A 22,998-nucleotide genomic window follows, 5' to 3' on the forward strand; every position below is an offset into this window, starting at 1 on the left:
GTCCCGACAGGCAGAGGGGTTCTTATGCATGATTTCGGCGAAAACACGGCCTGCCGAAAAAGCCGCACATCACGCCAGCTCGCCGGCTTCTGCCTGACGGCGCCACATGGCGGCGTAACGGCCGTCCGCCTCTAGCAGAGCGGCGTGATCGCCCTGTTCGGTCACATGCCCGTCTTCCAGAACAATGATCTGGTCAGCCTTGGCGATGGTGGACAGACGGTGCGCCACCGCAATCGTCGTGCGCCCGCGCGCCGCCTCGGCCAAAGCGGCCTGAACCTCGCTCTCGGTTTCTGAATCCAGCGCCGAAGTAGCCTCGTCCAGAATAAGGATGGGCGGGTTTCGCAAGATCGCGCGGGCGACGCCGACGCGCTGTTTTTCTCCGCCCGAGAGCTTCAGCCCGCGCTCGCCCACCCGCGTCTCCAGCCCTTTGGGCAAAGACAGGACGAAGTCTTTCAGACGCGCGCGCTCAACCGCATCCCACAGCGCGTCTTCATCCGCCTGCGGGTCGCCATACAGAATGTTCTCGCGCAGGGTGTCGTTAAACAGGACCACGTCCTGCGGCACCAATCCCAGCGCATTGCGCAGGCTGGACTGGCTGAGACCGGCGATATCCTGACCATCAATCAGAACCCGGCCTTCATCCGGGTCATAGAAGCGGAACAGAAGACGCAAGAGCGTGGACTTGCCCGCACCCGATGGCCCGGCGAGCCCGATAAAGCTGCCCGGCGCAATCTCAAAGCTGACATCAGATACAGACCGGTCGCGTCCGTCATGAGCAAAGCTGACATGGTCAAAGCGCACGCCGCCGCCCTTCAGCGCCAGTTTCGCCGCGCCCGGCTTGTCCGCCACTTCGGGCTTGAGCCGCAGGGTCTGGAACAGGCGTTCAAGATCCACGCTCGCCTGTTTGATCTCGCGATACGCCCAGCCCAGAATGTTCAGCGGCTGATAGACGTTCATCAGCATCAGGGTCAAAGCCGCCACATCGCCGGGTTCCAGCTCGCCATTGAGCGCCATCCAGCCGCCGGTCAGCGCCACGGCGAGCAAGCCGCCATTCATGATCGCGGCCTGCGCCGCATTCAGGCCGGCGAGGCTTTGCTGGGATTTTGACGCGGCATCGGCATAGCGTTTCTTGGCGTCGTCATAGCGGTCCGCCTCGCGCTGTTCAGCGGCGAAGGCCTTCACGGTTTCAAAGTTTGTGAGCGTGTCCACGGCGCGGGCGTTCACCTCGGTGTCCGCCTCGTTCATCTGGCGGCGCAGCTTGACCCGCCATTCCGTCATCAGCCCGGTGGTCACCGCATAGGCGATCACGGCGATGACGATGATCACCGAGAAGATCCAGCCATACAGCACCGCCGCCACAATGGCGGCGAGCAGCAGTTCGGCCAGCGCGGGCAGGATGTTGAAGACCAGAAAGCGCAACAGGAAATCCACGGCGTTGGCGCCGCGATCAATGATGCGGTTCATGGCGCCGGTGCGCTTGGTCTGGTGAAAGCTCAAGGACAGCGTCTGCACATGCGCAAACCCCTGCACCGCAGTCAGGCGCTGCGCGTCCTGGCTGACTGGCGCAAAGATCGCGTCGCGTAATTGCGGGGTTCCGCTGGCCGCGAAGCGCAACAGGCCATAGGCGACGAACATCACGGCCGCCGCGCCGAACAATCCCGTCGCCAGCGCGCCGTCCGCGGCGCCGCGGGTCAACACGTTCACGCCTTCACCGAACGCAATGGGAGACGCGACCGCGAATCCCTTGGCGATCAGCGTGATCAGAAAGGCGAATGCCATGCGCGGGCGCCAGCGCCGCATGTCGTCGGACGCCAGAATGGTGAGAAGTCGGGAAATCGCCTCGCCCAGACGGCCTTCGGGTACGGGGCCTTCTGTGGGATTGGCAGGGTCATGATGATGCATGACGCCCTATTTAGGGCGAAGCCCGTCCCGGCGCCATGCCGGAGCGGCGCCGAATTATTCGGGTCCGTTCCCGCTGCCGGCCTCTGTCTCGTCTTCAGGCGCCGAGAACACCTGGCCTGGATAGATCAGATTGGGATCACGGATCTGGTCGCGATTGGCTTCATAGATGACCGTGTATTGCAGCCCCTCGCCGTAAAGCCGTCTTGCGATCCGCCACAGCGAGTTGCCCGGCTGAACGATCACCCGGCCCGCTTGCTGGGCGGCGCGCGCCGCTTCAGGCGCAGCGCGTTCAAACGGCAGCACGATCACGGCTGTGACCCGACCGTCTTCATCCAGCTGATCCACCTGCAGATCATAGACGCCTGGCTCGAAAGCGGTTCCGGCGCGGATCACCCAGCGACCAGCGTCATCAGTGGTGACACGGCCCACTTCCTCGCCATCAGCCAGCACCCGTACATCCGTGCCCGGCACTGCACGGCCAGAGAAAATCACGGCGCCGCTGTCATCATAATCCACGGTCGAGAGCGAAAGCGGCCCCACGGACACGCCGTCAAACGGCCCCTGCAAGACGCGGCTGGCTTCACCGGGGCGGCCCAGAACCACCAGCGGGGTTTCGTCCCGGCCTTCAGGCACAGACACGACCACCACCTGGTCAGAGCGAATTTCCTGACCCGCCGGCGTTTCCATCACAAGCGAGAGCTCAACAGAGCCTGCGGGCAGAGGACGATCGACGATCATCACCCATTCACCGGCGCTGTCGATTTCAACGCGGGAGATTTCTTCCTCACCCACCATCAGCACGACGCTGGCGCCGGGGGCGCCGCGCCCCGCGACCACGGCGGTGCCGCGTGGATCCACGCGCACGATGTCAAAGGTCGGCGGAATGAGCGCAGCCGATTCCTGACTGGATTGCGCCAGCGCTTCTTCCTGTTCGGAGACAGTCGGCGTTTCTGGCGCACTGATGGCGCCGGGACCGGGACGCATCACGATGAAGACCGCCGCCGCCGCAACCGCAACGATCAGCAGAGCTGTAGCAATCAGAAAGGACCGCGTTGCGGCCATGTGCCTACTCCTCGCGTTCTGACGTCAGAGACTGTTATGCAAGCCTCGCGCCGGATGCGCCATGTTGGTAATGCTGGACGTCTCGTCTGAACGTTTCAATCCGCGTTTACAGACAATATGGATTCTATGTGAGGCGAAAATGCGGAGCATCTGCGTATTTTGCGGGTCGAGCGACGGTGCGGATCCGCACTTTGCAGACCTGGCTGAAGCGACCGGACGCGCAGTTGCGCGCGCGGGACTGCGTCTGGTTTATGGCGGCGCCGAAGCCGGTCTGATGGGCCGTCTGGCGCGGGCCGCAATGGCGGAAGGCGGCGAGGTCCTGGGCGTCATCCCTGAATTTCTGATCCCGACGGAAGGCTTGCAAGAGGGCGTGGAGCCTCGCATCACGGCCACCCTCGCCGCGCGCAAGGCCATCATGGTCGAAGAGGCGGACGCCTTCCTGGTGCTGCCCGGCGGCGCGGGCACGCTCGAAGAAATCTTCGACATGATCATGCTGCGTCAACTAGGTCGACACGACAAACCCGCCGCCTTTCTGGACGCGGAATTCTGGGGGCCTTTGGAAACCTTGCTCCTGCGCGTGGTCGACGCCGGCTTCGCTCAAGATGATGTGATCAAGACGATCAGCTTTCACCCCACGCCCGAGGCTGCGATTGAGCGTCTGCGCGATTTGTGTGCGCGTGAAGACGCGAAGACCGCACCTCAAACGCTCTGACTCACGCGCCCTCCCAGTCGGTCGCGCACAGGATTCGCCCTTCATCGTTTGTCACGGTCAGGGCGCCGAAGTGCGGACCGGAGCCGCCGCTCATGACAGTCTGGCCCGGCTGAAGATCATCGAGAGAGACGCGTCCTGCCGGGGATGCGTCAAGCTCGATACGGGCCAGAGTTTCAGACCCGCCCTGCCCGGCGGCCAGAGCGCCAGATTGCTCCATTGAGAGGCCGGGACCGCCCAAGCGCAAACGCCAGTGACCGCTCAGCCCTGACGCGGCCTCGGCGACAAGTGTGCGTCCGTCCGGGGACTGCAGCTCGGTCAGGGCGCACAGCGCCGCCGGCTGAGTAACCAGATCGGCGTCTGAATGTTGCGATTGCGCCTGCGCACAGGCGGCCGCAAGACCGGTGCAGGCGGCCAGACCTGACAGGAAAGCTCGTATACGCATGACTGTAATCTCCTTGTGTCTGGGATAAGCGGTCGGCGACTGACGCCGACCGCCCTGTGAGCCCGGTGCATGCCGACCTAGAAGCCGCCCTGGATGACAAGGGTCACATTGCCCGAACCGGTTTGATGGATGTCGGTGAACTGGCCGCGGCCGATCTGGATCACGCCGAGCGCATTGTTGGAGCCCTCCTGATGGGTGATCGCCTGATGGTCTGACCCGATCTGGGCGACGCCCACCACATTGCCGATGCCCGATTGCGAACTGAACGCCTCGTTGAACCGGCCTTCCTGCCCCATCACGATGCGATTGCGGCGTCCTTGCTGGTTGAGGCCCGCCTCATTGCCTGCGCCATATTGGGACACTTGCGCGCCATTGCGCGCGCCCTCTTGCAGGGTCGAGATGAACTGGCGCACGCCGCGCTGCTCCAGATTCACCCGGTTGCGATAGCCGTTCACACGGGCCGCCAGCTCATTGGCATGGCCGGACTGGGTGATCTCGATGGAGTTGCGCGATTGCGCTTCAGCGCTCGGCACGAAGGTGAGGCAGGCCAGGCTGAGACCGGCGGCCAGAAGGGTGCGAGTAATCATGTGCAGTCTCCAGTGTGCATCCACGGACATCATCGTCCGCGTCGACAACAACACTGGCGCATCTCGTATGAACCGATGCGGAAAAGCGTATTCAGCTTCAATTGATTAAGCTGAACACACTTTTCATCACCAAGGCGGTTTCATGGCGCGGTCTGAAAGTTTGACGCCGAGCCTGCAAGGTTCGCAAGGCCAAAGGCCGTCCGCAGCGTCAGCGAGGACCGACTGAGCGAAGGAGAACAAAAAAGGTGCGCCCTCAATCCGGTTCGCCATGAGGGTCGAAGACCTCTTCAATCCGGGCGTCGAAGGCTTCGGCGATCTTGAAGGCTAGCGACAGGGACGGGTCGTGCTTGGACGTCTCCACCGCATTGATCGCCTGGCGCGACACGCCGACCCGGTCCCCCAGCTCGGCTTGCGACCAACGCCGTTCCGCGCGCAGCACTCGGATCCGGTTCTTCACTGGTAGCGCCTCTTCACAAAGATCTGGGCGAAGCCGCTGACCCCGATAAAGGCGGGCAGATACCAGACTTCGAGAATGCCCGGCCAGTCCGTCACGCCACGCAACATGCCGTAGGTGAAGCTGGCCACCGCTACCAGAATCGCGCCGATCAGAGCGGATTCCAACACGATGCGGGCCTGCACTTCGTCCATGGCGCGCACGAAGGCCATGATGGTTCCGATGCAGGCGATCACCGGCAGGACAGGCAACAGGCTGAGGATGATGCGAACCGGCTGAGCCAGGTCGAACTGATTATCCGTCCAGACGGCGCCGAACAGCAGAACCGTATAGAGGGTGAAAATCACCAGCATCCGTCGCATATAGGTCTTGGCGGCTGGGGTCACGGCCATGATTACTCTCCTTCAACCACACGGGCGATTTCGTCTGCGAAGCGCTCTGGCTGGTCCAGCATGATAAAGTGACGCGAGTCGGCGACGCCGCGCGCCTCAAGATCGACCCGACCTTCATACTGGCTGACGAACATCTGGCGAATGACGCTCGGCGCCATCTCAGGAAATTCGGCGTAGAGCAAGGTCACCGGCGCCTGGACCACCTCAAGACGCGGAGCAAAGTCCGTCTCCATGATCTCCGCCGTTGCGGCGGCGACAGCCCGCTGATCGGCTTGCTCGATCCAGGCCATGACCTGGGACTGGCCTTGCTCGGTCATCGACTGAACCCGCAGCCCCTGAGCCATCATGCCCAGATAGGCGTCGCGCGGCATGGCGCTCATCTGCTGGCGGATTGCGGCGGCCTGGGGCGCCATCATCTCCGGCGTCACGCCCGGCTGCATGAGGCCCGCAAAAAAGGGCGCTGAATCCACAACGATCACGTCAGAGATCCGGTCCGGCGCCTGCCCGGCGACCAGAAGCGCCACTTGCGCGCCCATGGAATGGCCGACCAGCACCACGTCTTCCAAAGACTGCGCCACGAGATACTCAGCAATCGCCTGACTGGCCGGCCCCACGAAAGGCTCGAGCTCCGCAGGCGGTTCGACCCCGCCAAAACCGGCCAGAGTCACAAGGTGATTGTCCCAGTCAGACCGGGCGAAGGGCTCGAAGACTTCAGACGGAGACGCCAGCCCGGGGACGTAGACAACCGTCTGACCGTTCGCGTCCCCGGCCTGCGAGACGATGATACGATCCGAACGCCAGGGCTCGGCGCCCTCAGCGCGAAAAACTCCAAAGGCCTGAAGCGACAGGAAGATTGAGAAAACGCCCAGAACGAAGGCGGCGAAGCGGTAGGCAGTGACAGGTTTCATGTTCACACCATCAGGTTAAATTGACTTTGAGTCATGCTTACCTGACACACTCTCCACATGTCAATATAACCTGACACTTTTTCATGCCTACCTGTCTAAATGTCGTGTTCACACGCACACATCGCTCACCTTCAGGCGTAAAAAAGCCCTCCCGGGGCTCGCCGGAAGGGCTTAAAGTTCAATATGTTAATGTTTCTTCAGCCGCGACCGCGATAAGACGGCACGCCCTGATCGGGAATCCACAAGCCTTTCGGCGCCTCGCCCCATTGCCCGAACACGTCGATGGGGATGCCGCCGCGCGGATACCAATAGCCGCCAATGCGTAGCCATTTGGGCTGGATCTCATCGACCAGGCGCTGACCGATCATCATGGTGCACGCTTCGTGGAAGGCGCCATGATTGCGGAAGCTCTGCAGATAGAGCTTGAGCGATTTGCTCTCGACGATCCATTGCGCGGGCGCATAGTCGATCACCAGATGGGCGAAGTCAGGCTGGCCGGTCACCGGGCAGATCGAGGTGAATTCCGGACAGGCGAACCGGATCATGTAGTCGGCGTCTTGCGACGGGTTCTCCACCCGCTCAAGACGCGCGTCTTCGGGACGGTCCGCCGCTCTCGCGTCGGCGCCCAGCATGTCCAGCTTGGAATAGCGTTCATCGGTCATGGGCGCGCATTTAGCGCTGTTATGCGGACACGGCAATGGGGCGCGCTATTGCACGCTCATCGCGCGACGCGAAAAGACGGTGCGCATGGCGATGTTGGAAACCAGCCGCGCCACGCCCGGCAAGCCCGACAGGCGCTCGCGGTGCACGCGCTCATAATCACTGGCGTCACGCACTTGCAGCTGCAGGAAATAATCCTCCGCCCCCGTGGTCAGGTAGCAATCGCTGACATGCTCGATCCCGGCCACGGCGGTTTCAAAGGCTTCCATGGTTTCGCGCTTCTGGTTTTCGAGCGTCACCAGCACGATCACGGTCAGCCCCCGTCCCACCCGGTCGGCATTGAGCAAAGCTGTATAGCCCGCGATCACGCCTTCCGCCTCCAGCGCCTTCACGCGGCGGTGACAGGCCGAGGGTGAGAGCCTGACCCGGTCCGCAAGATCGGCGTTGGTCAGCCGCCCATCGTGCTGAAGCGCGCCCAGAATGGCGGCGTCGATCTCATCCAGTTTCATACCCTGCTCCCAAACCGTCGAAACTTCTCGCGCTGGCGCGCGCCGCACCCACAATGTCGCAGCGCATCATGGCGCAATTTCACACTTAAACGCAAAATAATTCGAACATCATAAATTTACTTGCAGGATGCTGCACACAATCCCTATTTTCCGCGCAAAATCACACCGTCCAGATCTCGCTTCGAGAGCTGGCCAGCCGGGAGGCAGAATTATGCGCATTGGCGTTCCGACCGAGATCAAGAACCATGAATACCGGGTGGGCCTGACGCCGAACGGCGCCCGCGAACTGGTCGCGCACGGCCATGAGGTGTTCGTGCAGGACGGCGCCGGCAATGGCGCAGGCTTCTCCAACGAAGAATATGTCGAGGCGGGCGCGGAAATCCTGGCCGACGCTCCGGCGGTGTTTGAAGCCGGCGAGCTGATCGTGAAGGTGAAAGAGCCCCAGCCTTCTGAAACCGCGATGCTGACCGCGCGCCACACCCTGTTCACCTATCTGCACCTGGCGCCCGATCCCGTTCAGACCGAAGGCCTGCGCAAATCGGGCTGCATCGCCATCGCCTATGAAACCGTGACCGACATCAATGGTCGTTTGCCGCTTCTGCGCCCGATGTCGGAAGTGGCGGGCCGGATGAGCGTGCATGTGGGCGCGAACGCCCTGCACAAGGCCGCCGGCGGCCGCGGCGTGCTGATGGGCGGCGTGCCGGGCGTGACCCCGGCGAAAGTCGTGATCCTGGGCGCCGGCGTGTCCGGCAGCCATGCCGCCGAGATGGCGCTGGGCCTGCGTGCGGATGTGACCGTGCTCGACCGCTCCTTGCCGAAGCTGGCGGAAACCGACCAGTTCTTCCGCGGTCAGGTGAAGACGCGTTATTCCACCCAAGGCGCCATCGCCGAGGAGATCGCCGAAGCCGATCTGGTGATCGGCGCGGTTCTGGTGCCGGGCGCCGCTGCGCCCAAGCTTGTCACCCGCGACATGCTCTCCACCATGAAAGAGGGCGCGGTTCTCGTGGACATCGCCATCGACCAGGGCGGCTGCTTTGAAACCTCCAAAGCCACCACGCACCAGGACCCGACCTATATCGTGGACGGCATCGTGCACTATTGCGTGGCGAACATGCCGGGCGCTGTGGCGCGCACCTCCACCCTGGCGCTGACCAACGCCACCCTGCCCTTCACCCTGGCGCTGGCCGATAAGGGTACGAAGCAGGCGCTCAATGACGACATCCATCTGGCGCGCGGCCTGAACGTGGCGGAAGGCGAAGTCACCTACAAGGACGCCGCCGAGGATCTGGGCGTGCCGTTCAACAAACCCGATTGGTTGACCGTGCTGTAACTCCTCTTACAGCGTGACACTCAAAACCCCGGCTCAATCTGAGCCGGGGTTTTCTTTGATCAGGCCGGGCGCGTTCTTATTGCGCGGCAGTCTGTGTCCAGGCTGGATCGAGCGGCGTGTTTCGCGCGGCGTCATTGGCCGCCTCGACCGCATCCAGCATGGCGTCCAGCTCCTCGCGCATCAGGACTTCGCCATGCATCACCACCGCCTCGACGGCCCGCGTATTGCGGATGTCCTCAAGCGGATTGGCGTTCAGCAGCACCAGATTGGCGCGAAAGCCCGGCAGGACGCGTCCGGTATTCCAGTCCATGAAGCGCGCCGGCGTCACCGTCGCTGATTCCAGCGCCTGTGCGGGCGTCATGCCCGCATACACCAGCGCTTCCAGCTCCTGATGCATGGAATACCCCGGCGCCATGACCGGCACATTGGCGTCAGTCCCCGCCACCATCGGTACGCCCGCCGCCAGCACCGCCTCAAACATCAGCTGTTGCGCCTCGGCATAGGTGGTCCAATAGGTCTGATAGCGGTCGCGCCAGCCTTCGCTGCGATATTGCTGCGGCACGGAGTAGATGTTCACATCCGGCAGCCAGCCCATGGCTCGGCCTTCCGCGACGCCGGGATTGACCAGCCCCACCGGCGCCGTCGCGAGCGCATCTTCAGTGTCGGTCTTTTGCTGGGCGAAGCTCGAGACCAGCGCCAACGTCGACGCCAGAACGATCTCATTGTCGATCATGGACTGGGCGATCTCTTCGCGACGCTCCATCACATAGTCGAGATACTCACCCGCATTGCTGACGCCATAGCCGCCGAAATCCCGGTCGAGGCCTTTGATCAGCTCCTCCACATGGGCGACTTCGCTCTGATTGGACGCCCACAGATCATCGAGCCGCGCCGCCACCGGCACATGGCCCACCAGCGGAATGCCCACCGCTTCACTGGCGGCGCTGACCGCCTGATAACCGCTCAGGCTGAGATAGCTGCTGGCCTTGACCGCGTCATAGCCCTCCGCCGCCAGATCGCGCACTATCTGGTCCGCCGCCTCGTCCGTGCGGGCCACATTGCGCTTGGAGGTCCAGGACTGCCACAGCCCTTCAGCGAAATCATAGGTCGCGATCTGAGCGGCGACCACATAGAGGTCCGGGCCGAGCAGCTCGCCGGCGGAAATCTGATCGCGCCAGTCCAGATGATGGGGCTGGCCGTGCATTTCACGAATCTGGGTGACGCCATGGGCGAGATAAAGCGCCAGATCGTTCTGGCTGTTCCACAAATGCACGTGAGAATCCGTCAGGCCCGGCATCAGATAGCGTCCCTCGCCATCCATGACTGGCGCGCCGGCCCGCTGCGCCATGTTGGGCCCCATAGCGGCGATCAATCCGGCCTCGACGACCACGTCCATCGGCTCTGAGAACCGCTCCGAGCCCGGCTCCAGCACGCGCACATTGGCGAGCACATAGCGTTCAGGCGTCTCATCTGACGGCTCAAGCGCGATCACCGGCGTGCGCCCGCCAAACATCTCCACGATCGACCGGTCAATGACCACATAGGTCCCGATCGCGCCCAGCACGTTCAAGAGCACGAAGACGCCCAGAATCCGAAGGCCCCATTTCAACATCTCATTCTCCTTGAGGCGCCTGACCACGCCCTGTATCTTTACATTGTCAAGATACGCTAGCCGGGCTATCTTGCCAGTGTCAAGTTTGAAATCGGCTACGGGTGATGAAATGGCGATGACCGCAAAGCAGCCTTACCACAAAGGCGATTTGCCAGCCTTGCTGCTGCAAGCCGCGGAACAGGAACTGGCGGAGAACGGGCTGGAGCGCTTTTCGCTGCGCGCCGCCGCGAAGCGCGCCAATGTCAGCCACGCCGCCCCCGCGCATCATTTCAAGGACATGACGGGACTTCTCAGCGCGCTGGCCGCCGACGGCTATCGCAGACTGGTGAAGGCTCAGACCAAGCGTCAGGCACACGTCGGTTCCGGCCCGGTGGATCAGTTCGTGGCGTCAGGGCTTGGCTATGTGGACTTCGCCGAAGCTCACCCCGCCCTGTTCCAGTTGATGTTCGCGTCGGAAAAACCAGACCGCAGCCATCCCGATTTTGCGGCCGCCTCGCTAGACGCGTATGGGAAACTCGAACGGGAAGTCGCCGCGCTCTATCCCGGCGATGTGGCCGCCGACCGGCGCACGATCCTGCTGATGACGTCCTGGTCGGTGGTGCATGGACTGGCCGAGCTGATCATCTCGGGCCGCGTCGAAGGCCCGCTCCAGCTCTCATCGCGCACGCCCGATGAACGCGACGCCATGATCCGCGCAATCTTACTGCGTGTGCATGAGGTGAAAAGCTAAGGTGGAGCCCACTCAGACCGGGAAGATGAAATTGTTCACCGGCCCGTCCACGGTCTGCGTCTGGGCATAGTCCTTGAGCAGGAAATAAATGCGTCGGTCGAATTTGCTGTCCGACACGCTGACTTCGTGGATTTCCTGATTGTCGTTGAAGACCTGCATGATCTCATCAAGATCGACGCCCGGCTCCACATCCGCAAATATCTTGAACTGCGTGCCCAGGCGCTTGTGCACCGGCACCTTGAAGGACAGATATGCGCCATCGTCCTTGCCGCGCACTTCAGCGGGATAGATCTTCAGCTGCAAGCGCCCCACCATGCGCTCGCGGTCACTGGCCATGGTGGAGATGTACTGATCGGTGCCGAAGCGGATGATCAGCACATTGAATCGAATGCCCGGCGGGAACGCCTCCACCGGCCCCAGATAGATGACGTGATGGGTCAGGGAGCGCGACAGCAGGAACACCGCCCGTTCGATCAGCGCTCCCGACCCCGCCCAGACCACCCGGATCACGGCGGTCAGCACCGTCGCCAAAGCGCCCAGTATGAGCGACTCCAGCAACAGGCTGTCGGGCAGGTTGTTGATGATCCTGCCAAGAAGTGCGCCGATCTCCCCCATCGCCCCGACTTTCCGGTCTAACCGCCGCAGATGCGCTGTTTGGCGGCTTCGTACTGGGCTTGCAGTTCGGACACATAGCCGCCCGCGCTTTGCACTTTCTTGACCGAGCCCACGCCCTGGCCGGAGCCCCAGATGTCTTTCCAGGCCTTGGCGTCGGTATTGCCGCCAGACCCGAAATTCATCGCGGACGGATCGCTCTCGGGCAGATTGGCGGGGTCGAGCCCGGCGTCCTCGATAGACTTGCGCAGATAATTGCCGTGCACGCCGGTGAAGAGGTTGGAATAAATGATGTCTTCCGCCGTGCTGTCCACGATGGACTGCTTGTAGGCTTCGCTGGCGCGCGCCTCTTCAGTGGCGATGAAGGCCGAGCCGATATAGGCGTAATCCGCGCCCATGGCCTGCGCGCCCAGAACGCCGGCGCCGGTGGAGATGGAGCCCGACAGCGCGACCGGACCGTCAAAGAATTCGCGGATCTCGCTGACCAGACCGAACGGCGACAGGGTGCCGGCATGGCCGCCCGCGCCTGCGCACACCGGGATCAGGCCGTCTGCGCCTTTTTCCAGCGCCTTGTGGGCGAATTTGATGTTGATGATGTCGTGCATCGTCTCGCCGCCCCAGCTGTGAACAGCCTGGTTCAGCTCTTCACGCGCGCCCAGCGAGGTGATCACCAGCGGCACCTTGTATTTCTCGCAGCTCGCCAGATCAGCCTCGAGCCGGTCATTGGAGCGGTGCACGATCTGGTTCACCGCGAACGGCGCCGCGGGGGCGTCCGGGTTGGCCTTGTTATAGCTGTCGAGTTCGGAGCTGATCTCATCAAGCCATTCATCAAGCTGGCTTTGCGGACGCGCGTTTAGCGCCGGAAACGAGCCGACAATGCCCGCCTTGCACTGGGCGATGACCATCTTGGGATTGGAGATGATGAACAACGGCGAACCGATCACCGGCAGACGCAGCTTGCCTTTCAGGCATTTGAGTTCAGACACGCGAGAGACCCTCCCCGGAGGAATTTTGTGAACAGTGTTTGAGCCAAGGCTAGCGCGGTTTTCGCACAAGAAAAGCGCTCAGAGCGGTTTAAGAAAATACACGGTGTCGATCCCCGCGCCACGATCATCCTTAAGGCGTAATCTTTCTTCAAAGCCCAGCTTGGCGATCAGGGGCAAATGGGCGCCGTTGGTGCTCCAGGTGCGGGTCGCCACACACGGCGCCTCTGACCAGCTGCGCGCCAGATCAAACAGGCCCTCATACAGCGTCCGCGCCAGCCCGCGCCCTTGCGCCGATTTCGCCACGATCAGGGTCGAAAGATACGCGCTGGCGGTCATGTCCAGCGCGTCGAGCCGCTTGTCGCGCGCCACGCTCATCATACCGAGCACCCGGCCCGCCGCATCGCTGGCGGTGATCAGGGCGTGCGGCTGGATCGATGCCCAGTAGGCCGTCGGCGCGGCGTCCAGCACCGCGCCCTCGCCCACTGACAAGCCCTGCTCGGGCGTACGGGCGCGCAATGGCGGCCAGAAGGCGTCATCGGCTTCACAGATCAGGGCGTACACCTGATCACGCACCATGTCTTGCGCCTGCGCCAGAGTGTCATACACGGTCAGCGTCACACTCATGCCGGGCCGGTCTCCACGGGCAGATCACGCGCGCCCCACTCCGCCCAGCTGCCGTCATAAAGGCGCACATCGCGGAAGCCGGCGCTCAGGAAGGCCGCGCTCAGGATCGCCGCCGTCACGCCCGATCCGCATGTGGTGATGATCCGGGTTTCGCGGCTGACCCGCGGCAGGGCCGCCTCCAGCGCATCTTCGGATTTCAGCTTGCCGTCAGCGGTCAGAAGCTTGGGGAAAGGCAGATTGATGGAGCCCGGGATATGGCCTTGTTTAAGCCCTTTGCGCGGTTCCGGCTCTGATCCCTCAAACCGGCCTTGCGAACGGGCGTCCACCACCAGCGCGGCGCCGGATCGCGAGGCGAAGGAGACATCCTCCCAATTGGCCGTATCGTCCCAGATCATCCGCGGCGCGCGCTCGATGGCGGGGGGCCTGCGGATAATCTCGCCAGTTTCAATCGAGCCGCCGCTTTTGCGCCAGGCGTTCAGGCCGCCATCGAGAATGCGCACATCGCAGCCAAAGCGGCGGAAGGTCCACCAGACGCGCGCCGCGCCGACCAGCGAGGTCTGGTCATAGATGATGAATTTCTCGCCCCCGCTCAAGCCCTGCCAGCTAAGCCAGCGGGCGAAGGCCGCCGCCCCCGGCGCCATGTGCGGCAAGGGCGAACTGACATCGCAGACGCCGTCGAGATCAAAAAACACCGCGCGCGGCAGGCGGCGCTCTTCAAAGACCTCTTCACCGGTCATGCCCGCCCCGGGCAGGAACCAGCTGGCGTCCACAAACACCGGATCTGCTTCCGCCAGCGCCTGTATCGCGCTGATTGTCACCGCTTCCCGCATCAAGGCGATTCTCCAGAACTAATCGTATTCACCGTACCAGCTTGGCTTGTCCGGGGAAGCGGGCTGCGCCAGTCTCGAACAAACGACGCGAAAAATCGCGCGCTCACGGGAGGAAACCATGACCCTAGCCACACCCCTGGCCGGGCTGACGGTGCTTGACCTGACAACGGTCGTCGCCGGCCCTATCGCCAGCCTGACGCTGGCCCAGCAAGGCGCCCATGTGATCAAGGTCGAGCCGCCAGGCGGCGACCTGGTCCGCCGTCTGGGCTTTATCGCTAAGGATGGCTCCAGCTCGACGTTTCAGACGCTGAACCGCGGCAAATCCCTGATCAGCCTCGACCTGACCGACGAAGACGCGCAGGCGGCGCTGCAAACCCTGATCCGGCAGGCCGATGTGGTGATGCACAATTACCGCCCGGCTGCAGCGCAAAAGCTCAAGCTCGACGCTCCCACCCTGCGGCGCACGCACCCCGATCTGATCGTGGCGGAAGTCACGGGCTTCGGCCCCTGGGACCCCTTGAGCGATGTGCGCGCCTATGACCCGGTCATCCAGGCGGAAAGCGGGCTGGCCGCCCGCCCCGACAAGCCAGAACCTGAGCTTTACCCGCAATATATCTGCGACAAGGTGGCGGGGCTCTATCTGTGCCAGGCGATCACCAGCGCCCTTGTGGGGCGGGAACGCGACGGCCAGGGCCGCCATGTGGCGGTGTCCATGCTGGAAGCCGCCCTCGCCTTCTCCTGGATGGATGTGCACATGCCGCTGACGCTGAAGGACCCGCTTCAGCCTGGCCCCAACATCGCCAAGGTTTACCGCCCCTGGAAGGCGGCCGATGGCTGGTTCGTCGTCGTGATGCTCTCAGAAAAAGAGTTCGGCGGCTGGTGCGATGCCGTCGGGGCGCCGCAATTGCTCGACGATCCACGCTGCGCCGATATGGCGAGCCGCTTTGCAAACTGGGACTTCATCCGCGAGACCTGCGCGCCGCTGGCCGAAGACCAGCCCGTGGACGCCTTGCTGGAGCGTTTGCGCGCGGCGGGCGTACCCGCCGGCAAGGTGAACACCTCAGACGATATCCTGACCCATCCCCAGCTCGACGCCAGCGGCTTCATCTATGAAGGCGACGCGGACGGTCCGGGGCCGGTGCGCCTGCCCGGCGCCGCGGCGCGCTTTGACGGCGAGCGTCCCGGCCAGGGCACGACCTGTTCAGGCCAGCTAGGAGCGGACACACGCATGATCCTTGAAAAAGCAGGCGTCGACGGCGCCTTGATCACCCGACTTTGCGGAGACTGAGATGAGCGAATTTTCCACCCTGCTTTACGAGGTCGAGGGTCGGGTCTGCACGATCACCCTGAACCGGCCTGATCGTTTGAACGCCATCAATGACGCCATGCCGGGCGATATCGCGGGCGCGGTGAAGAAAGCGGAACGCGACCCGGCCGTCCACGTGATCGTGGTGCAGGGCGCGGGCAAGGGCTTTTGCGGCGGCTATGACCTGAAGGACTATGCCGAGCGCGAGGGCGAGCTGCCGGGCAGTCAGGACATGCCCTGGGACCCGATGATCGACTATGCCTTCATGCATCAGAACACGCTCGACTTCATGAGCCTGTGGCGCTGTCACAAGCCCACCATCGCCCGCGTGCACGGCGCCGCGGCGGCGGGCGGGTCCGACATCGCCTTGTGCTGTGATTTCGTGATCATGGCCGAAGACGCCCGCATCGGCTATCCGCCCGCCCGCGTCTGGGGCGTGCCCACGCCGTCCATGTGGGTGTATCGCCTGGGGCCCCAGCAGGCCAAGCGCATGATGATGACCGGCGAGCTGATTGACGGGAAGGAAGCAGAGCGCATCGGGCTGGCGCTGGAATGCGTGCCGGAAGCCGATCTTGATGCAGCGGTGGAGCGTCTGGCCGGCCGACTTCAGGGCGTACCCAAGAACCAGCTGATGATGACCAAAATGGTGGTCAATCAGGCCTATGAGACCATGGGGCTGTCCAACACCCAGATGCTGGCGACCGTGTTTGACGGCGTCTCGCGCCATTCGCCTGAAGGCATGTGGTTCCGTCAACGCGCCCAGGAGGTCGGCTTCAAACAGGCTGTGGCCGAGCGCGACAGCGGCGATCCCATCGCAGCGGACGTGGAGAAGACTCCCTATGACCGGATGGAGTGACACAGCTGTGCGCCATCACGGCGTTGCAAGACGGGGTGGGGACGGCTAAGCCGAAGGCTTGACTGTTCCTACCGCCAAGAGAGCCTCATGAGCGTTCGCCTCGCCGATCCCAAAGCCACGCCCTTCCTCGCCGATATGGAAGCCCGCGGCCTTCTCAACCAGAAGACGCCCGAGCTGACTGACGCTTATATCGCCGAGCACAAACCGGCAATGTATGTGGGCTTTGACCCGAGCGCGCCGAGCCTGCATGCGGGCAATCTGATGCCGCTTCTGGGCATGGACCGCTATCGCCAGCGCGGCGGACAGGTCGTGGTGCTGCTGGGCGGCGCCACGGGGCTGATCGGCGATCCGTCGGGCAAGGACGCCGAGCGCAACCTTCAGACCGAAGACATCGTGCAGGCCAATATCGAAGGCCAGCGCAAACAGTTTGAACGCCTGTTCGCGCTGACTGACGGGCCGGAGCCGATTTACGTCAACAACGCCGACTGGTGGCGGAAGATGGACGTGATCAGCTTTCTGCGTGATGTGGGCAAGCATTTCTCGGTCAACGCCATGCTGACCAAGGATTCGGTGCGCAACCGCATCGAAAACCGCGATCAGGGCATCTCCTTCACCGAGTTTTCCTACCAGCTCCTGCAGGGCTATGACTTCGTGCACCTGCACCGCGCCCATAACGTCCAGATCCAGATGGGCGGCTCGGACCAATGGGGCAATATCGTGGGCGGCGTGGATCTGGTGCGGCGCATCGAGGGCCAGCACGCCCATGCCGTCACCTATCCGCTGCTGACCAATTCGGAAGGCAAGAAATACGGCAAGTCGGAAAAAGGCGCGGTCTGGATCGATCCGGAGCTGACGAGCCCTTACGAGTTCTACCAGTTCTGGCTGAACAGCGCCGACGCGGACGCCCCGAAATTCCTCAGCTGGCTGACCGACATTGATCTCAGCCAGCTTGCAGAGCTGAGTGAGGCCGAGCCACATCTGCGCCTGCCTCAGAAAGCCCTCGCCGAGCTTCTGACAGCGCGCGTGCATGGTCAGAAGGCCGCCGATCTGGCGATTGAAGCCTCCACCGTGATCTTCAAGGGCAAGTCCGACAATCTCAGCGCCGAGCTGATCGACATGATCGCCCGCGCCGTGCCGACGCTGGACGCCAGCGGCGGCGACGCGCTGCCGCTCATTGACGCGCTCGTCGCTGAAGACCTGGGCGCCGCCGCGTCCAAGAGCGAAGCGCGGCGCCTTCTCAAGCAGAACTCAGTGTCGCTGAACGGCGTAAAAGTTCAGGACGAAAACTCAGATCTGCGCGAGCATCGCACCGGCGCTGGCGCCGTGGTGATGAGCGTGGGCAAGGCCAAACGCTTCCTCATTCGTTTTTCCGGATAATCCATGACCGCGCTGTCTGAGTTCGACGCCATTTTCATCTGGGGCTTCGGCAAGGAAGGGCGCGCCGCGCTCGACCATGTGCGCGAACGCGCGCCTGACGCCGCGCTGTATGTGATTGACTCACATGAGCCCGAAGACTTGCCCGAAGGCGTCGAGTACGTCGGTCAGGATGATCTGGCCCGCGCCATCACCCTGGCGGGGCAATCGCTGATCGTGAAATCACCGGGGGTGTCGCTGTATGATGCGCGCCTGGCAGAGGCGATGGACCTGGGCGCCGAGCTGACCAGCCAGACCAATCTGTGGTTCGCGTCCAAGCCTGAGCATCAGACCGTGATCGGGGTGACGGGCACCAAGGGCAAATCCACGACCGCGAGCCTGCTGCATCATATGCTCAAGAGCCTCGGCGTGAACGTGGTGCTCGCGGGCAATATCGGCGAGCCGGTGATCAACACGCCAGACGACGCCGAGATCGTGGTGGTCGAGCTGTCGAGCTATCAGATCGCCGACCTGGTTCATGCGCCGGACTGGTTTGTGTTCTTGAACCTTCTCAATGATCACGCGCCCTGGCATCGCGGGGTGGAGCAATACCGCCGCGACAAGGCCCGGCTCGCCATGCTGGACCCCAATGCGCGCGGCGTCATGAGCGCCAAGGATGCGCGCCTGACCTCGCTGTTCGTGCATCGTCCGAACACCCTCTGGTATGACCAGTCCGAAGGCTTTCACGCCCCCGGCGGCGTGATCCATCACGGAGCGGAGGCTTGGGGCCGCATCCCCGCGCTTCCCGGCGCCCATAACGCGGCGAACGCCTGCGCTGCGCTGGCGGTGATCGAGGGCTTGGGGCTCGACGCCTATGACGCGTTCGGCAGCCTTGCGAGCTTCAAGGGCCTGCCCCACCGGCTTGAAACCGTACACACCCTCAATGGCGTCGACTTCATCGACGACACGCTGTGTACGACGCCCCAGTCCTGTCTGCTGGCTCTGGAGGCGTTCCCGGACCGCCCGGTCAGCCTCATTCTGGGGGGCGAAGATCGCGAACAGGATTATGCGCCGCTGGCCGAGGGGCTCAAAAACGAGACCCGGATCAAGGCCATCATCACCATCCCTGAGAACGGGCCAAGCATCGTCGACGCCCTGAAATCCGGTCCGCACGCAAATATAACAGCTTACGAGCCAGACTTTGAGTTGGCGGTGAAGCGCGCCTACGAGGCCTTGCCCGAAGGCGGGATCGTGATGATGAGCCCTGCGGCGCCCAGAGGCGCAGCCTTTACCTATTTCGGCGCTCGCGGCGACGCCTTCGCGCAAGCCGCGAAGAAGCTAGGATAAAACCCGCTCACTGATTCAATTCAAGGTTTCGGCTTCCGCGACGCCAGCTTCATGCAGAAGATCAGCTTGCGTGCATAAGTTCGGCGACCGGCGCCGGCATGCGATGCTCGGAGCGGGCGTCCAGCGCCTCTGCCCAGGCCTGCTGCAGGTCTTCACGCGCCCAGTGACTGAAGAGTTCAGGCTCAATCGCTTGTATTAACGGCGCTTTCGCCCAGTCCGCATCGGTCAGAAGATGGGCCAAAGCCGCCGCCACCTCGCGTCGCTCCCCGACGCACTCCCACGGCTTGGCGTCGGTCAAACCGGCGATCTCACGCAGGAAGTCGAGGTTCTCGGGGTTGTGCAAAGGCTTGGACTGGAACACCCGCTCATGGCGTTCAACCGACAGGAACGGCGCGAGCAAGACGGCCGTGTAAACGCATTTCGCGCACGCCCCGCACCAGCGCTTGCCCTTGGGCAGGGCGTTCGGACCGGCAAACACAAAGTTGCGATTACAGCTGGCGAAAATGTCCAGCGCCGCCTCTCCCGCCGTCGCCAGATAATGCGCCGTCCACAATTCGCTGACCGGCCGCAGGATCGAGAAATAGGTCACCGGCGCATTGATCGCGGTGAAGGCGGCCCGCAGCGCGTCTTCAAATTCAAGCGATTTGGAGAATTGGTGATTCACCGGGTGGCCGTTGCTTTCCATGGTCGGTTCGCTGGCGGCGCGTTCATTGGCGAACACCACCCAATCAAGCCCTTTGGCCGCCGCATAGAGCGCCATCAGGCATGAATTAACGCCGGTGATGGGGATATGCCCGTTCAGCGCCCGGCCCGAACGGCCCAGCTCGATCAGGCGCGGATCGATCCGGCGCCGGATCAGCGTGACCGGCGCCTCACTCATCGCCACAAGGCGTTCACCTACGCTTTCAGACAGAATGAGCGACACCCGCTCGACGTCTGCACCGGACGCCTTGATCAGGCTGGCGGCCACATGGCTGTCCTTGCCGCCACCAAACGCCACCGCGGCGCGCACATCTTCGGTCTTGATCACAGGGGTTCGAAGCTGCGCCATGCGCGGCTCGGCCTTGATCGTAAAATCAGGCGGATAGGGCAGATCATTGCGCACATAGAACTCGCCCAACCCCGGCCAATAGGCCAGCTCGACCAAGCGCCGCTCAGCGTCGCTCAGCGCGAAATCGGGCTCGATCAACTTGGCCGGCGCCGCCTTGTAATAGCTGGTCCCGATCAAAATGGCGGCCATCCGCACAAGCCCGGCAAGGACTGAGCGATCCAGCCGGTCAAACCGGGCCTCGTCGGGGAAAATCACCGTTTCAGTAAAGGCGCCAAGGCCGGGAACGTCATATTCGAAGGCGAACCCGTTCTGCCCGTCCAGGCGTCGCGGAAAACAAAGGCGGAAAGAAGACATCAGGGCTCACGACAGTCAAAGCTGGGCCGACCCTAGCGGGCCTTGCGCGCTTACACCACCGCGTCGCGCTGCGCGGTGATGATCATATGGCCCGGCTTGTGAAAGATCGCCAGTTCCGGCTTGGCGTCCAGCACAACAGCCTGCGGCGTCACCCCGCACGCCCAGAACACCGGCACATCCCCGTCTTCCAGCACAGGAGGGTCGCCAAAATCAGGCGTCATGATGTCGGCGATGCCGATCTCGGCGGGATCGCCCACATGCACCGGGCCGCCATGGCTGCCCGGAAAACGCCCGGTCAACTCGCTTACCCGCTCCACCAGCTCTGGCGGATATCCGCGCATGGAGACGACCATTCCGCCCGAAAACGGCCCCACCGGCGTACAAGCGAGACTGGTGCGGTACATCGGCACGTTCGTGCCCGCTGCGATATGGCGCACCGGCAAGCCTTCGGCCAGCAAGGCGTGCTCGAAAGTGAATGAACACCCCAGCAGAAGCGCCACCAGGTCTTCCCGCCAGAGCTCCGTCAGATCCGTGCGTTCTTCGGCGTATTCTCCGTCTCGGAAGACCTCATAACGCGGCGCGTCCGTACGCACGTCCACATCCAGCTTGGGGATCAACGGCTCGCCCGGCTCGCTCATGCCCAGAAGCGGGCAGGGTTTGGGATTGAGCTGGGTGAAGAGCAGAAAGTCATAGGCCTGCTTCACCGGCAGGATCACCAGATTGGCCTGAGCATAGCCGGCGCAAAGCCCGGTCGTGGGCTGGTCAAATTCGCCCGAACGCACGGCGTCCAGATGGGCTTGGCGGAGCTGGGAGGGGTCGGTCATGGCGAAGTCCTTGATCTAGCGACAGTTCACGTCAGATCATCGCGTCACGCAAGACATGATTAACGCGATAATGCATCGCGCACCGCGTCAACCCGCGATCGGCCGACAGGCGCCTCGGCGCCCCCTAAGAGACTGAGCCCATACCGGCTTCCCGGACGGGTCAACAACGCGTCGACCTTGCTCATATTGACCGCATAAGACCGATGAACCCGCAACAGGGCCTCACCCGCCTCGTCCAGCACCGCCGCCAGGCCACGCTGATCCAGCAGCCAGCCGCCCGAGCAGCGATGCACCTCAGTGTAATTGCCCGCCGCCTTCAGATAGAGCACGTCATCGAGCGCCACACGGTGCATCTTGCCCGTCGACTGCACAGTCAGGGCGGTCTGGTTTGTAGTCTCCAGGGACTCAGCCGCAGGCGATAGCAGGTCCGGCGCCCGCATCATCCAGATCCCGAAGGCGATGGCGGTGATCGCGTAAACGCCCAGATCGATGAAACGTCCAGGCGCGGCCAGATTAACGACCATGAGCGCCAGGAAGACCCCCGTCATGGCCAAGGCGCTCCGGTCTTTGCGCACGCCCGCGATCAGGGTCCAGACCAGACCCCCGATCAGCACACACATGGTGAGCAGGATGATCTTGCCGTCATAGCCGTCATACAAAAGCACGCCGAGCAGAGCGCAAACTGTGGTGATGCCGATGGCGGCCCGGCTCCACACCCGGCCCAACGCCCAGCGCTGAACTAGAAAACCCAGAATTCCCGCCGATGCGCCCGCCATTCCCAACAAAATCACCACCTGTCGCGGCTGATGCCAGTCATAGGGGTAATTCACATAAGCGCGCGACATCTCAGCCAGCGCTGCGATCACGAGCGCGGCCAATCCGCCTGCCAGCCAGAACACCGTTCTATCATCACGGTCGAGCCCCAGCCGGAACAGGCTGATCGCCAGCACGGCCAGCACGCCCGCCAGCCCCAAGGTCGGCGCGTAATCACGCAAGGACCGTCTGGCGTCGGGCCGAAACGGCGTCACAGCCAAAGTTTGCACGATCACGGCGGGCGCATACCCGGCGCGCGTGCTGGAGAGGACCAGCCTGACTTCATTGTCGCTTGGACGGATCAGATCCCGCGGCAAGGCGATCAGGCTATCGATCGGCCCGGCGCGCTCGGGCGCCGCCTCACTCAAGGGGCGGCCCTTGGCGCCGATCAGCTGACCATTGAAATAGGCTTCAGCGGAAAACGGGCCGGACAGGGCCAGCGCCATCGGCGTATCTGACGCCAGTGCGGCGTCCGGCACACGCCAGCGCACTTGCAAGACGCCGGCGCCAGGGTCGGCCTGCCAGAACGCTTGCTCGCGCCAGAGCGCCGGGTCATCGGCTTCAGGGGAGACGATCAGAGTCTCAACACGATCCGCCCGCCAGATCGGCGCATTCGAAGTCGGCCAGGGCGCCAGCAGAACCAGCGCGCAGAGCATAGCCGCCAGCCCCGCTTCCCAAGGACGCAAGAGCTGTCCGGCCCGCGCCAGAGCGGCTTTGAGCTGTTCACCCTGCATATGAGCCG

At 63.2% G+C, this 22,998-nt stretch carries 24 protein-coding genes; 7 read left to right on the forward strand and 17 right to left on the reverse strand.

What is annotated here, in order from left to right; genetic code table 11:
• Positions 1 to 69 precede the first annotated feature (69 nt).
• Positions 70 to 1,902 carry an ABCB family ABC transporter ATP-binding protein/permease gene (locus G405_RS0102175; RefSeq protein ID WP_022699854.1) on the reverse strand — a complete coding sequence of 611 codons (1,833 nt, stop codon included), beginning with the start codon at positions 1,900 to 1,902 and terminating at the stop codon, positions 70 to 72.
• A 54-nt stretch (positions 1,903 to 1,956) separates the two neighbouring features.
• Positions 1,957 to 2,964, reverse strand: a complete 1,008-nt coding sequence (locus G405_RS0102180) for a LysM peptidoglycan-binding domain-containing protein (protein ID WP_022699855.1) — start codon at positions 2,962 to 2,964, stop codon at positions 1,957 to 1,959.
• Between the two features lie 139 nt (positions 2,965 to 3,103).
• Here G405_RS0102180 and G405_RS14745 point away from each other — a divergent pair, with 139 nt between their 5' ends.
• Positions 3,104 to 3,676: an LOG family protein gene (locus tag G405_RS14745; protein WP_040704896.1), complete on the forward strand. Its 573-nt coding sequence runs from the start codon at positions 3,104 to 3,106 to the stop codon at positions 3,674 to 3,676.
• A 1-nt stretch (position 3,677) separates the two neighbouring features.
• Here the strand turns inward: G405_RS14745 and G405_RS0102190 are convergent, their stop codons facing one another.
• The 7 genes from G405_RS0102190 to G405_RS0102220 form a co-directional block, all read right to left on the reverse strand.
• The gene (locus G405_RS0102190) at positions 3,678 to 4,118 is read right to left on the reverse strand and encodes a hypothetical protein (protein ID WP_022699857.1); all 441 of its coding nucleotides are present in this window, start codon (positions 4,116 to 4,118) and stop codon (positions 3,678 to 3,680) included.
• Positions 4,119 to 4,195: 77 nt separating this feature from the next.
• A complete protein-coding gene (locus G405_RS0102195; protein ID WP_022699858.1) occupies positions 4,196 to 4,705 on the reverse strand; it encodes a curlin in 510 nt (169 codons plus the stop codon).
• 253 nt (positions 4,706 to 4,958) lie between these two features.
• Positions 4,959 to 5,162: a helix-turn-helix transcriptional regulator gene (locus G405_RS0102200; protein WP_022699859.1), complete on the reverse strand. Its 204-nt coding sequence runs from the start codon at positions 5,160 to 5,162 to the stop codon at positions 4,959 to 4,961.
• On the reverse strand, positions 5,159 to 5,551 hold the full coding sequence (locus tag G405_RS0102205; RefSeq protein ID WP_022699860.1) for a hypothetical protein: 393 nt from the start codon (positions 5,549 to 5,551) through the stop codon (positions 5,159 to 5,161). The genes G405_RS0102200 and G405_RS0102205 overlap by 4 nt, the downstream gene beginning before the upstream one ends.
• A gap of 2 nt (positions 5,552 to 5,553) precedes the next feature.
• A complete protein-coding gene (locus G405_RS0102210; protein ID WP_022699861.1) occupies positions 5,554 to 6,459 on the reverse strand; it encodes an alpha/beta fold hydrolase in 906 nt (301 codons plus the stop codon).
• Between the two features lie 197 nt (positions 6,460 to 6,656).
• The gene (gene queF, locus G405_RS0102215) at positions 6,657 to 7,121 is read right to left on the reverse strand and encodes a preQ(1) synthase (RefSeq protein ID WP_022699862.1); all 465 of its coding nucleotides are present in this window, start codon (positions 7,119 to 7,121) and stop codon (positions 6,657 to 6,659) included.
• Positions 7,122 to 7,166: 45 nt separating this feature from the next.
• Entirely contained in the window at positions 7,167 to 7,628 is a 462-nt protein-coding gene (locus tag G405_RS0102220; protein ID WP_022699863.1) for an Lrp/AsnC family transcriptional regulator, read from the reverse strand.
• A 211-nt stretch (positions 7,629 to 7,839) separates the two neighbouring features.
• Here G405_RS0102220 and ald point away from each other — a divergent pair, with 211 nt between their 5' ends.
• Positions 7,840 to 8,958, forward strand: a complete 1,119-nt coding sequence (ald, locus tag G405_RS0102225; RefSeq protein WP_022699864.1) for an alanine dehydrogenase — start codon at positions 7,840 to 7,842, stop codon at positions 8,956 to 8,958.
• Positions 8,959 to 9,034: 76 nt separating this feature from the next.
• Here the strand turns inward: ald and G405_RS14750 are convergent, their stop codons facing one another.
• Complete coding sequence (locus tag G405_RS14750) at positions 9,035 to 10,570, reverse strand: amidohydrolase family protein (protein WP_022699865.1); 1,536 nt, start codon at positions 10,568 to 10,570, stop codon at positions 9,035 to 9,037.
• 109 nt (positions 10,571 to 10,679) lie between these two features.
• On the opposite strand from G405_RS14750, the gene G405_RS0102235 reads away from it, so the two are divergent.
• Complete coding sequence (locus tag G405_RS0102235; protein ID WP_022699866.1) at positions 10,680 to 11,300, forward strand: TetR/AcrR family transcriptional regulator; 621 nt, start codon at positions 10,680 to 10,682, stop codon at positions 11,298 to 11,300.
• 12 nt (positions 11,301 to 11,312) lie between these two features.
• On the opposite strand, the gene G405_RS0102240 is transcribed toward G405_RS0102235, so the two are convergent.
• From G405_RS0102240 to G405_RS0102255, 4 genes are all read right to left on the reverse strand, one after another.
• Complete coding sequence (locus G405_RS0102240; RefSeq protein WP_022699867.1) at positions 11,313 to 11,915, reverse strand: hypothetical protein; 603 nt, start codon at positions 11,913 to 11,915, stop codon at positions 11,313 to 11,315.
• Positions 11,916 to 11,932: 17 nt separating this feature from the next.
• Positions 11,933 to 12,898: an NAD(P)H-dependent flavin oxidoreductase gene (locus G405_RS0102245; RefSeq protein WP_022699868.1), complete on the reverse strand. Its 966-nt coding sequence runs from the start codon at positions 12,896 to 12,898 to the stop codon at positions 11,933 to 11,935.
• Positions 12,899 to 12,976: 78 nt separating this feature from the next.
• Positions 12,977 to 13,522: a GNAT family N-acetyltransferase gene (locus G405_RS0102250; RefSeq protein WP_022699869.1), complete on the reverse strand. Its 546-nt coding sequence runs from the start codon at positions 13,520 to 13,522 to the stop codon at positions 12,977 to 12,979.
• Positions 13,519 to 14,352, reverse strand: coding sequence for a sulfurtransferase (locus G405_RS0102255; RefSeq protein WP_022699870.1), 834 nt, complete (start codon positions 14,350 to 14,352; stop codon positions 13,519 to 13,521). Before G405_RS0102255 ends, G405_RS0102250 begins: the two co-directional genes overlap by 4 nt.
• A gap of 118 nt (positions 14,353 to 14,470) precedes the next feature.
• Here G405_RS0102255 and G405_RS0102260 point away from each other — a divergent pair, with 118 nt between their 5' ends.
• The 4 genes from G405_RS0102260 to murD all read left to right on the forward strand — a co-directional run bounded on the left by G405_RS0102260 (position 14,471) and on the right by murD (position 19,214).
• The gene (locus tag G405_RS0102260) at positions 14,471 to 15,640 is read left to right on the forward strand and encodes a CaiB/BaiF CoA transferase family protein (protein ID WP_022699871.1); all 1,170 of its coding nucleotides are present in this window, start codon (positions 14,471 to 14,473) and stop codon (positions 15,638 to 15,640) included.
• A 1-nt stretch (position 15,641) separates the two neighbouring features.
• Entirely contained in the window at positions 15,642 to 16,514 is an 873-nt protein-coding gene (locus tag G405_RS0102265; RefSeq protein ID WP_022699872.1) for a crotonase/enoyl-CoA hydratase family protein, read from the forward strand.
• Positions 16,515 to 16,601: 87 nt separating this feature from the next.
• The gene (tyrS, locus tag G405_RS0102270) at positions 16,602 to 17,891 is read left to right on the forward strand and encodes a tyrosine--tRNA ligase (protein WP_022699873.1); all 1,290 of its coding nucleotides are present in this window, start codon (positions 16,602 to 16,604) and stop codon (positions 17,889 to 17,891) included.
• A gap of 3 nt (positions 17,892 to 17,894) precedes the next feature.
• Positions 17,895 to 19,214, forward strand: coding sequence for a UDP-N-acetylmuramoyl-L-alanine--D-glutamate ligase (gene murD / locus G405_RS0102275; RefSeq protein ID WP_022699874.1), 1,320 nt, complete (start codon positions 17,895 to 17,897; stop codon positions 19,212 to 19,214).
• Positions 19,215 to 19,275: 61 nt separating this feature from the next.
• Here murD and G405_RS0102280 read toward each other — a convergent pair whose 3' ends face one another.
• The 3 genes from G405_RS0102280 to G405_RS0102290 are packed head-to-tail and all read right to left on the reverse strand — an operon-like array spanning position 19,276 to position 22,990.
• Positions 19,276 to 20,619 carry a hypothetical protein gene (locus G405_RS0102280; RefSeq protein WP_022699875.1) on the reverse strand — a complete coding sequence of 448 codons (1,344 nt, stop codon included), beginning with the start codon at positions 20,617 to 20,619 and terminating at the stop codon, positions 19,276 to 19,278.
• Positions 20,620 to 20,669: 50 nt separating this feature from the next.
• Positions 20,670 to 21,443 carry a putative hydro-lyase gene (locus G405_RS0102285; protein ID WP_022699876.1) on the reverse strand — a complete coding sequence of 258 codons (774 nt, stop codon included), beginning with the start codon at positions 21,441 to 21,443 and terminating at the stop codon, positions 20,670 to 20,672.
• 59 nt (positions 21,444 to 21,502) lie between these two features.
• Positions 21,503 to 22,990, reverse strand: coding sequence for a LytTR family DNA-binding domain-containing protein (locus tag G405_RS0102290; protein WP_022699877.1), 1,488 nt, complete (start codon positions 22,988 to 22,990; stop codon positions 21,503 to 21,505).
• Positions 22,991 to 22,998 lie beyond the last annotated feature (8 nt).

The sequence above is a fragment of the Oceanicaulis alexandrii DSM 11625 genome (genome assembly GCF_000420265.1).
Classification (GTDB): Bacteria; Pseudomonadota; Alphaproteobacteria; order Caulobacterales; family Maricaulaceae; genus Oceanicaulis; species Oceanicaulis alexandrii.

Coding starts and splice junctions, on each gene's coding strand:
- G405_RS0102175 (WP_022699854.1), bottom strand. CDS start 1,902: ATGCATCATCATGACCCTGCCAATCCCACAGAAGGCCCCGTACCCGAA.
- G405_RS0102180 (WP_022699855.1), bottom strand. CDS start 2,964: ATGGCCGCAACGCGGTCCTTTCTGATTGCTACAGCTCTGCTGATCGTT.
- G405_RS14745 (WP_040704896.1), top strand. CDS start 3,104: ATGCGGAGCATCTGCGTATTTTGCGGGTCGAGCGACGGTGCGGATCCG.
- G405_RS0102190 (WP_022699857.1), bottom strand. CDS start 4,118: ATGCGTATACGAGCTTTCCTGTCAGGTCTGGCCGCCTGCACCGGTCTT.
- G405_RS0102195 (WP_022699858.1), bottom strand. CDS start 4,705: ATGATTACTCGCACCCTTCTGGCCGCCGGTCTCAGCCTGGCCTGCCTC.
- G405_RS0102205 (WP_022699860.1), bottom strand. CDS start 5,551: ATGGCCGTGACCCCAGCCGCCAAGACCTATATGCGACGGATGCTGGTG.
- G405_RS0102210 (WP_022699861.1), bottom strand. CDS start 6,459: ATGAAACCTGTCACTGCCTACCGCTTCGCCGCCTTCGTTCTGGGCGTT.
- queF (WP_022699862.1), bottom strand. CDS start 7,121: ATGACCGATGAACGCTATTCCAAGCTGGACATGCTGGGCGCCGACGCG.
- G405_RS0102220 (WP_022699863.1), bottom strand. CDS start 7,628: ATGAAACTGGATGAGATCGACGCCGCCATTCTGGGCGCGCTTCAGCAC.
- ald (WP_022699864.1), top strand. CDS start 7,840: ATGCGCATTGGCGTTCCGACCGAGATCAAGAACCATGAATACCGGGTG.
- G405_RS14750 (WP_022699865.1), bottom strand. CDS start 10,570: ATGTTGAAATGGGGCCTTCGGATTCTGGGCGTCTTCGTGCTCTTGAAC.
- G405_RS0102235 (WP_022699866.1), top strand. CDS start 10,680: ATGGCGATGACCGCAAAGCAGCCTTACCACAAAGGCGATTTGCCAGCC.
- G405_RS0102240 (WP_022699867.1), bottom strand. CDS start 11,915: ATGGGGGAGATCGGCGCACTTCTTGGCAGGATCATCAACAACCTGCCC.
- G405_RS0102250 (WP_022699869.1), bottom strand. CDS start 13,522: ATGAGTGTGACGCTGACCGTGTATGACACTCTGGCGCAGGCGCAAGAC.
- G405_RS0102255 (WP_022699870.1), bottom strand. CDS start 14,352: ATGCGGGAAGCGGTGACAATCAGCGCGATACAGGCGCTGGCGGAAGCA.
- G405_RS0102260 (WP_022699871.1), top strand. CDS start 14,471: ATGACCCTAGCCACACCCCTGGCCGGGCTGACGGTGCTTGACCTGACA.
- G405_RS0102265 (WP_022699872.1), top strand. CDS start 15,642: ATGAGCGAATTTTCCACCCTGCTTTACGAGGTCGAGGGTCGGGTCTGC.
- tyrS (WP_022699873.1), top strand. CDS start 16,602: ATGAGCGTTCGCCTCGCCGATCCCAAAGCCACGCCCTTCCTCGCCGAT.
- murD (WP_022699874.1), top strand. CDS start 17,895: ATGACCGCGCTGTCTGAGTTCGACGCCATTTTCATCTGGGGCTTCGGC.
- G405_RS0102280 (WP_022699875.1), bottom strand. CDS start 20,619: ATGTCTTCTTTCCGCCTTTGTTTTCCGCGACGCCTGGACGGGCAGAAC.
- G405_RS0102285 (WP_022699876.1), bottom strand. CDS start 21,443: ATGACCGACCCCTCCCAGCTCCGCCAAGCCCATCTGGACGCCGTGCGT.
- G405_RS0102290 (WP_022699877.1), bottom strand. CDS start 22,990: ATGCAGGGTGAACAGCTCAAAGCCGCTCTGGCGCGGGCCGGACAGCTC.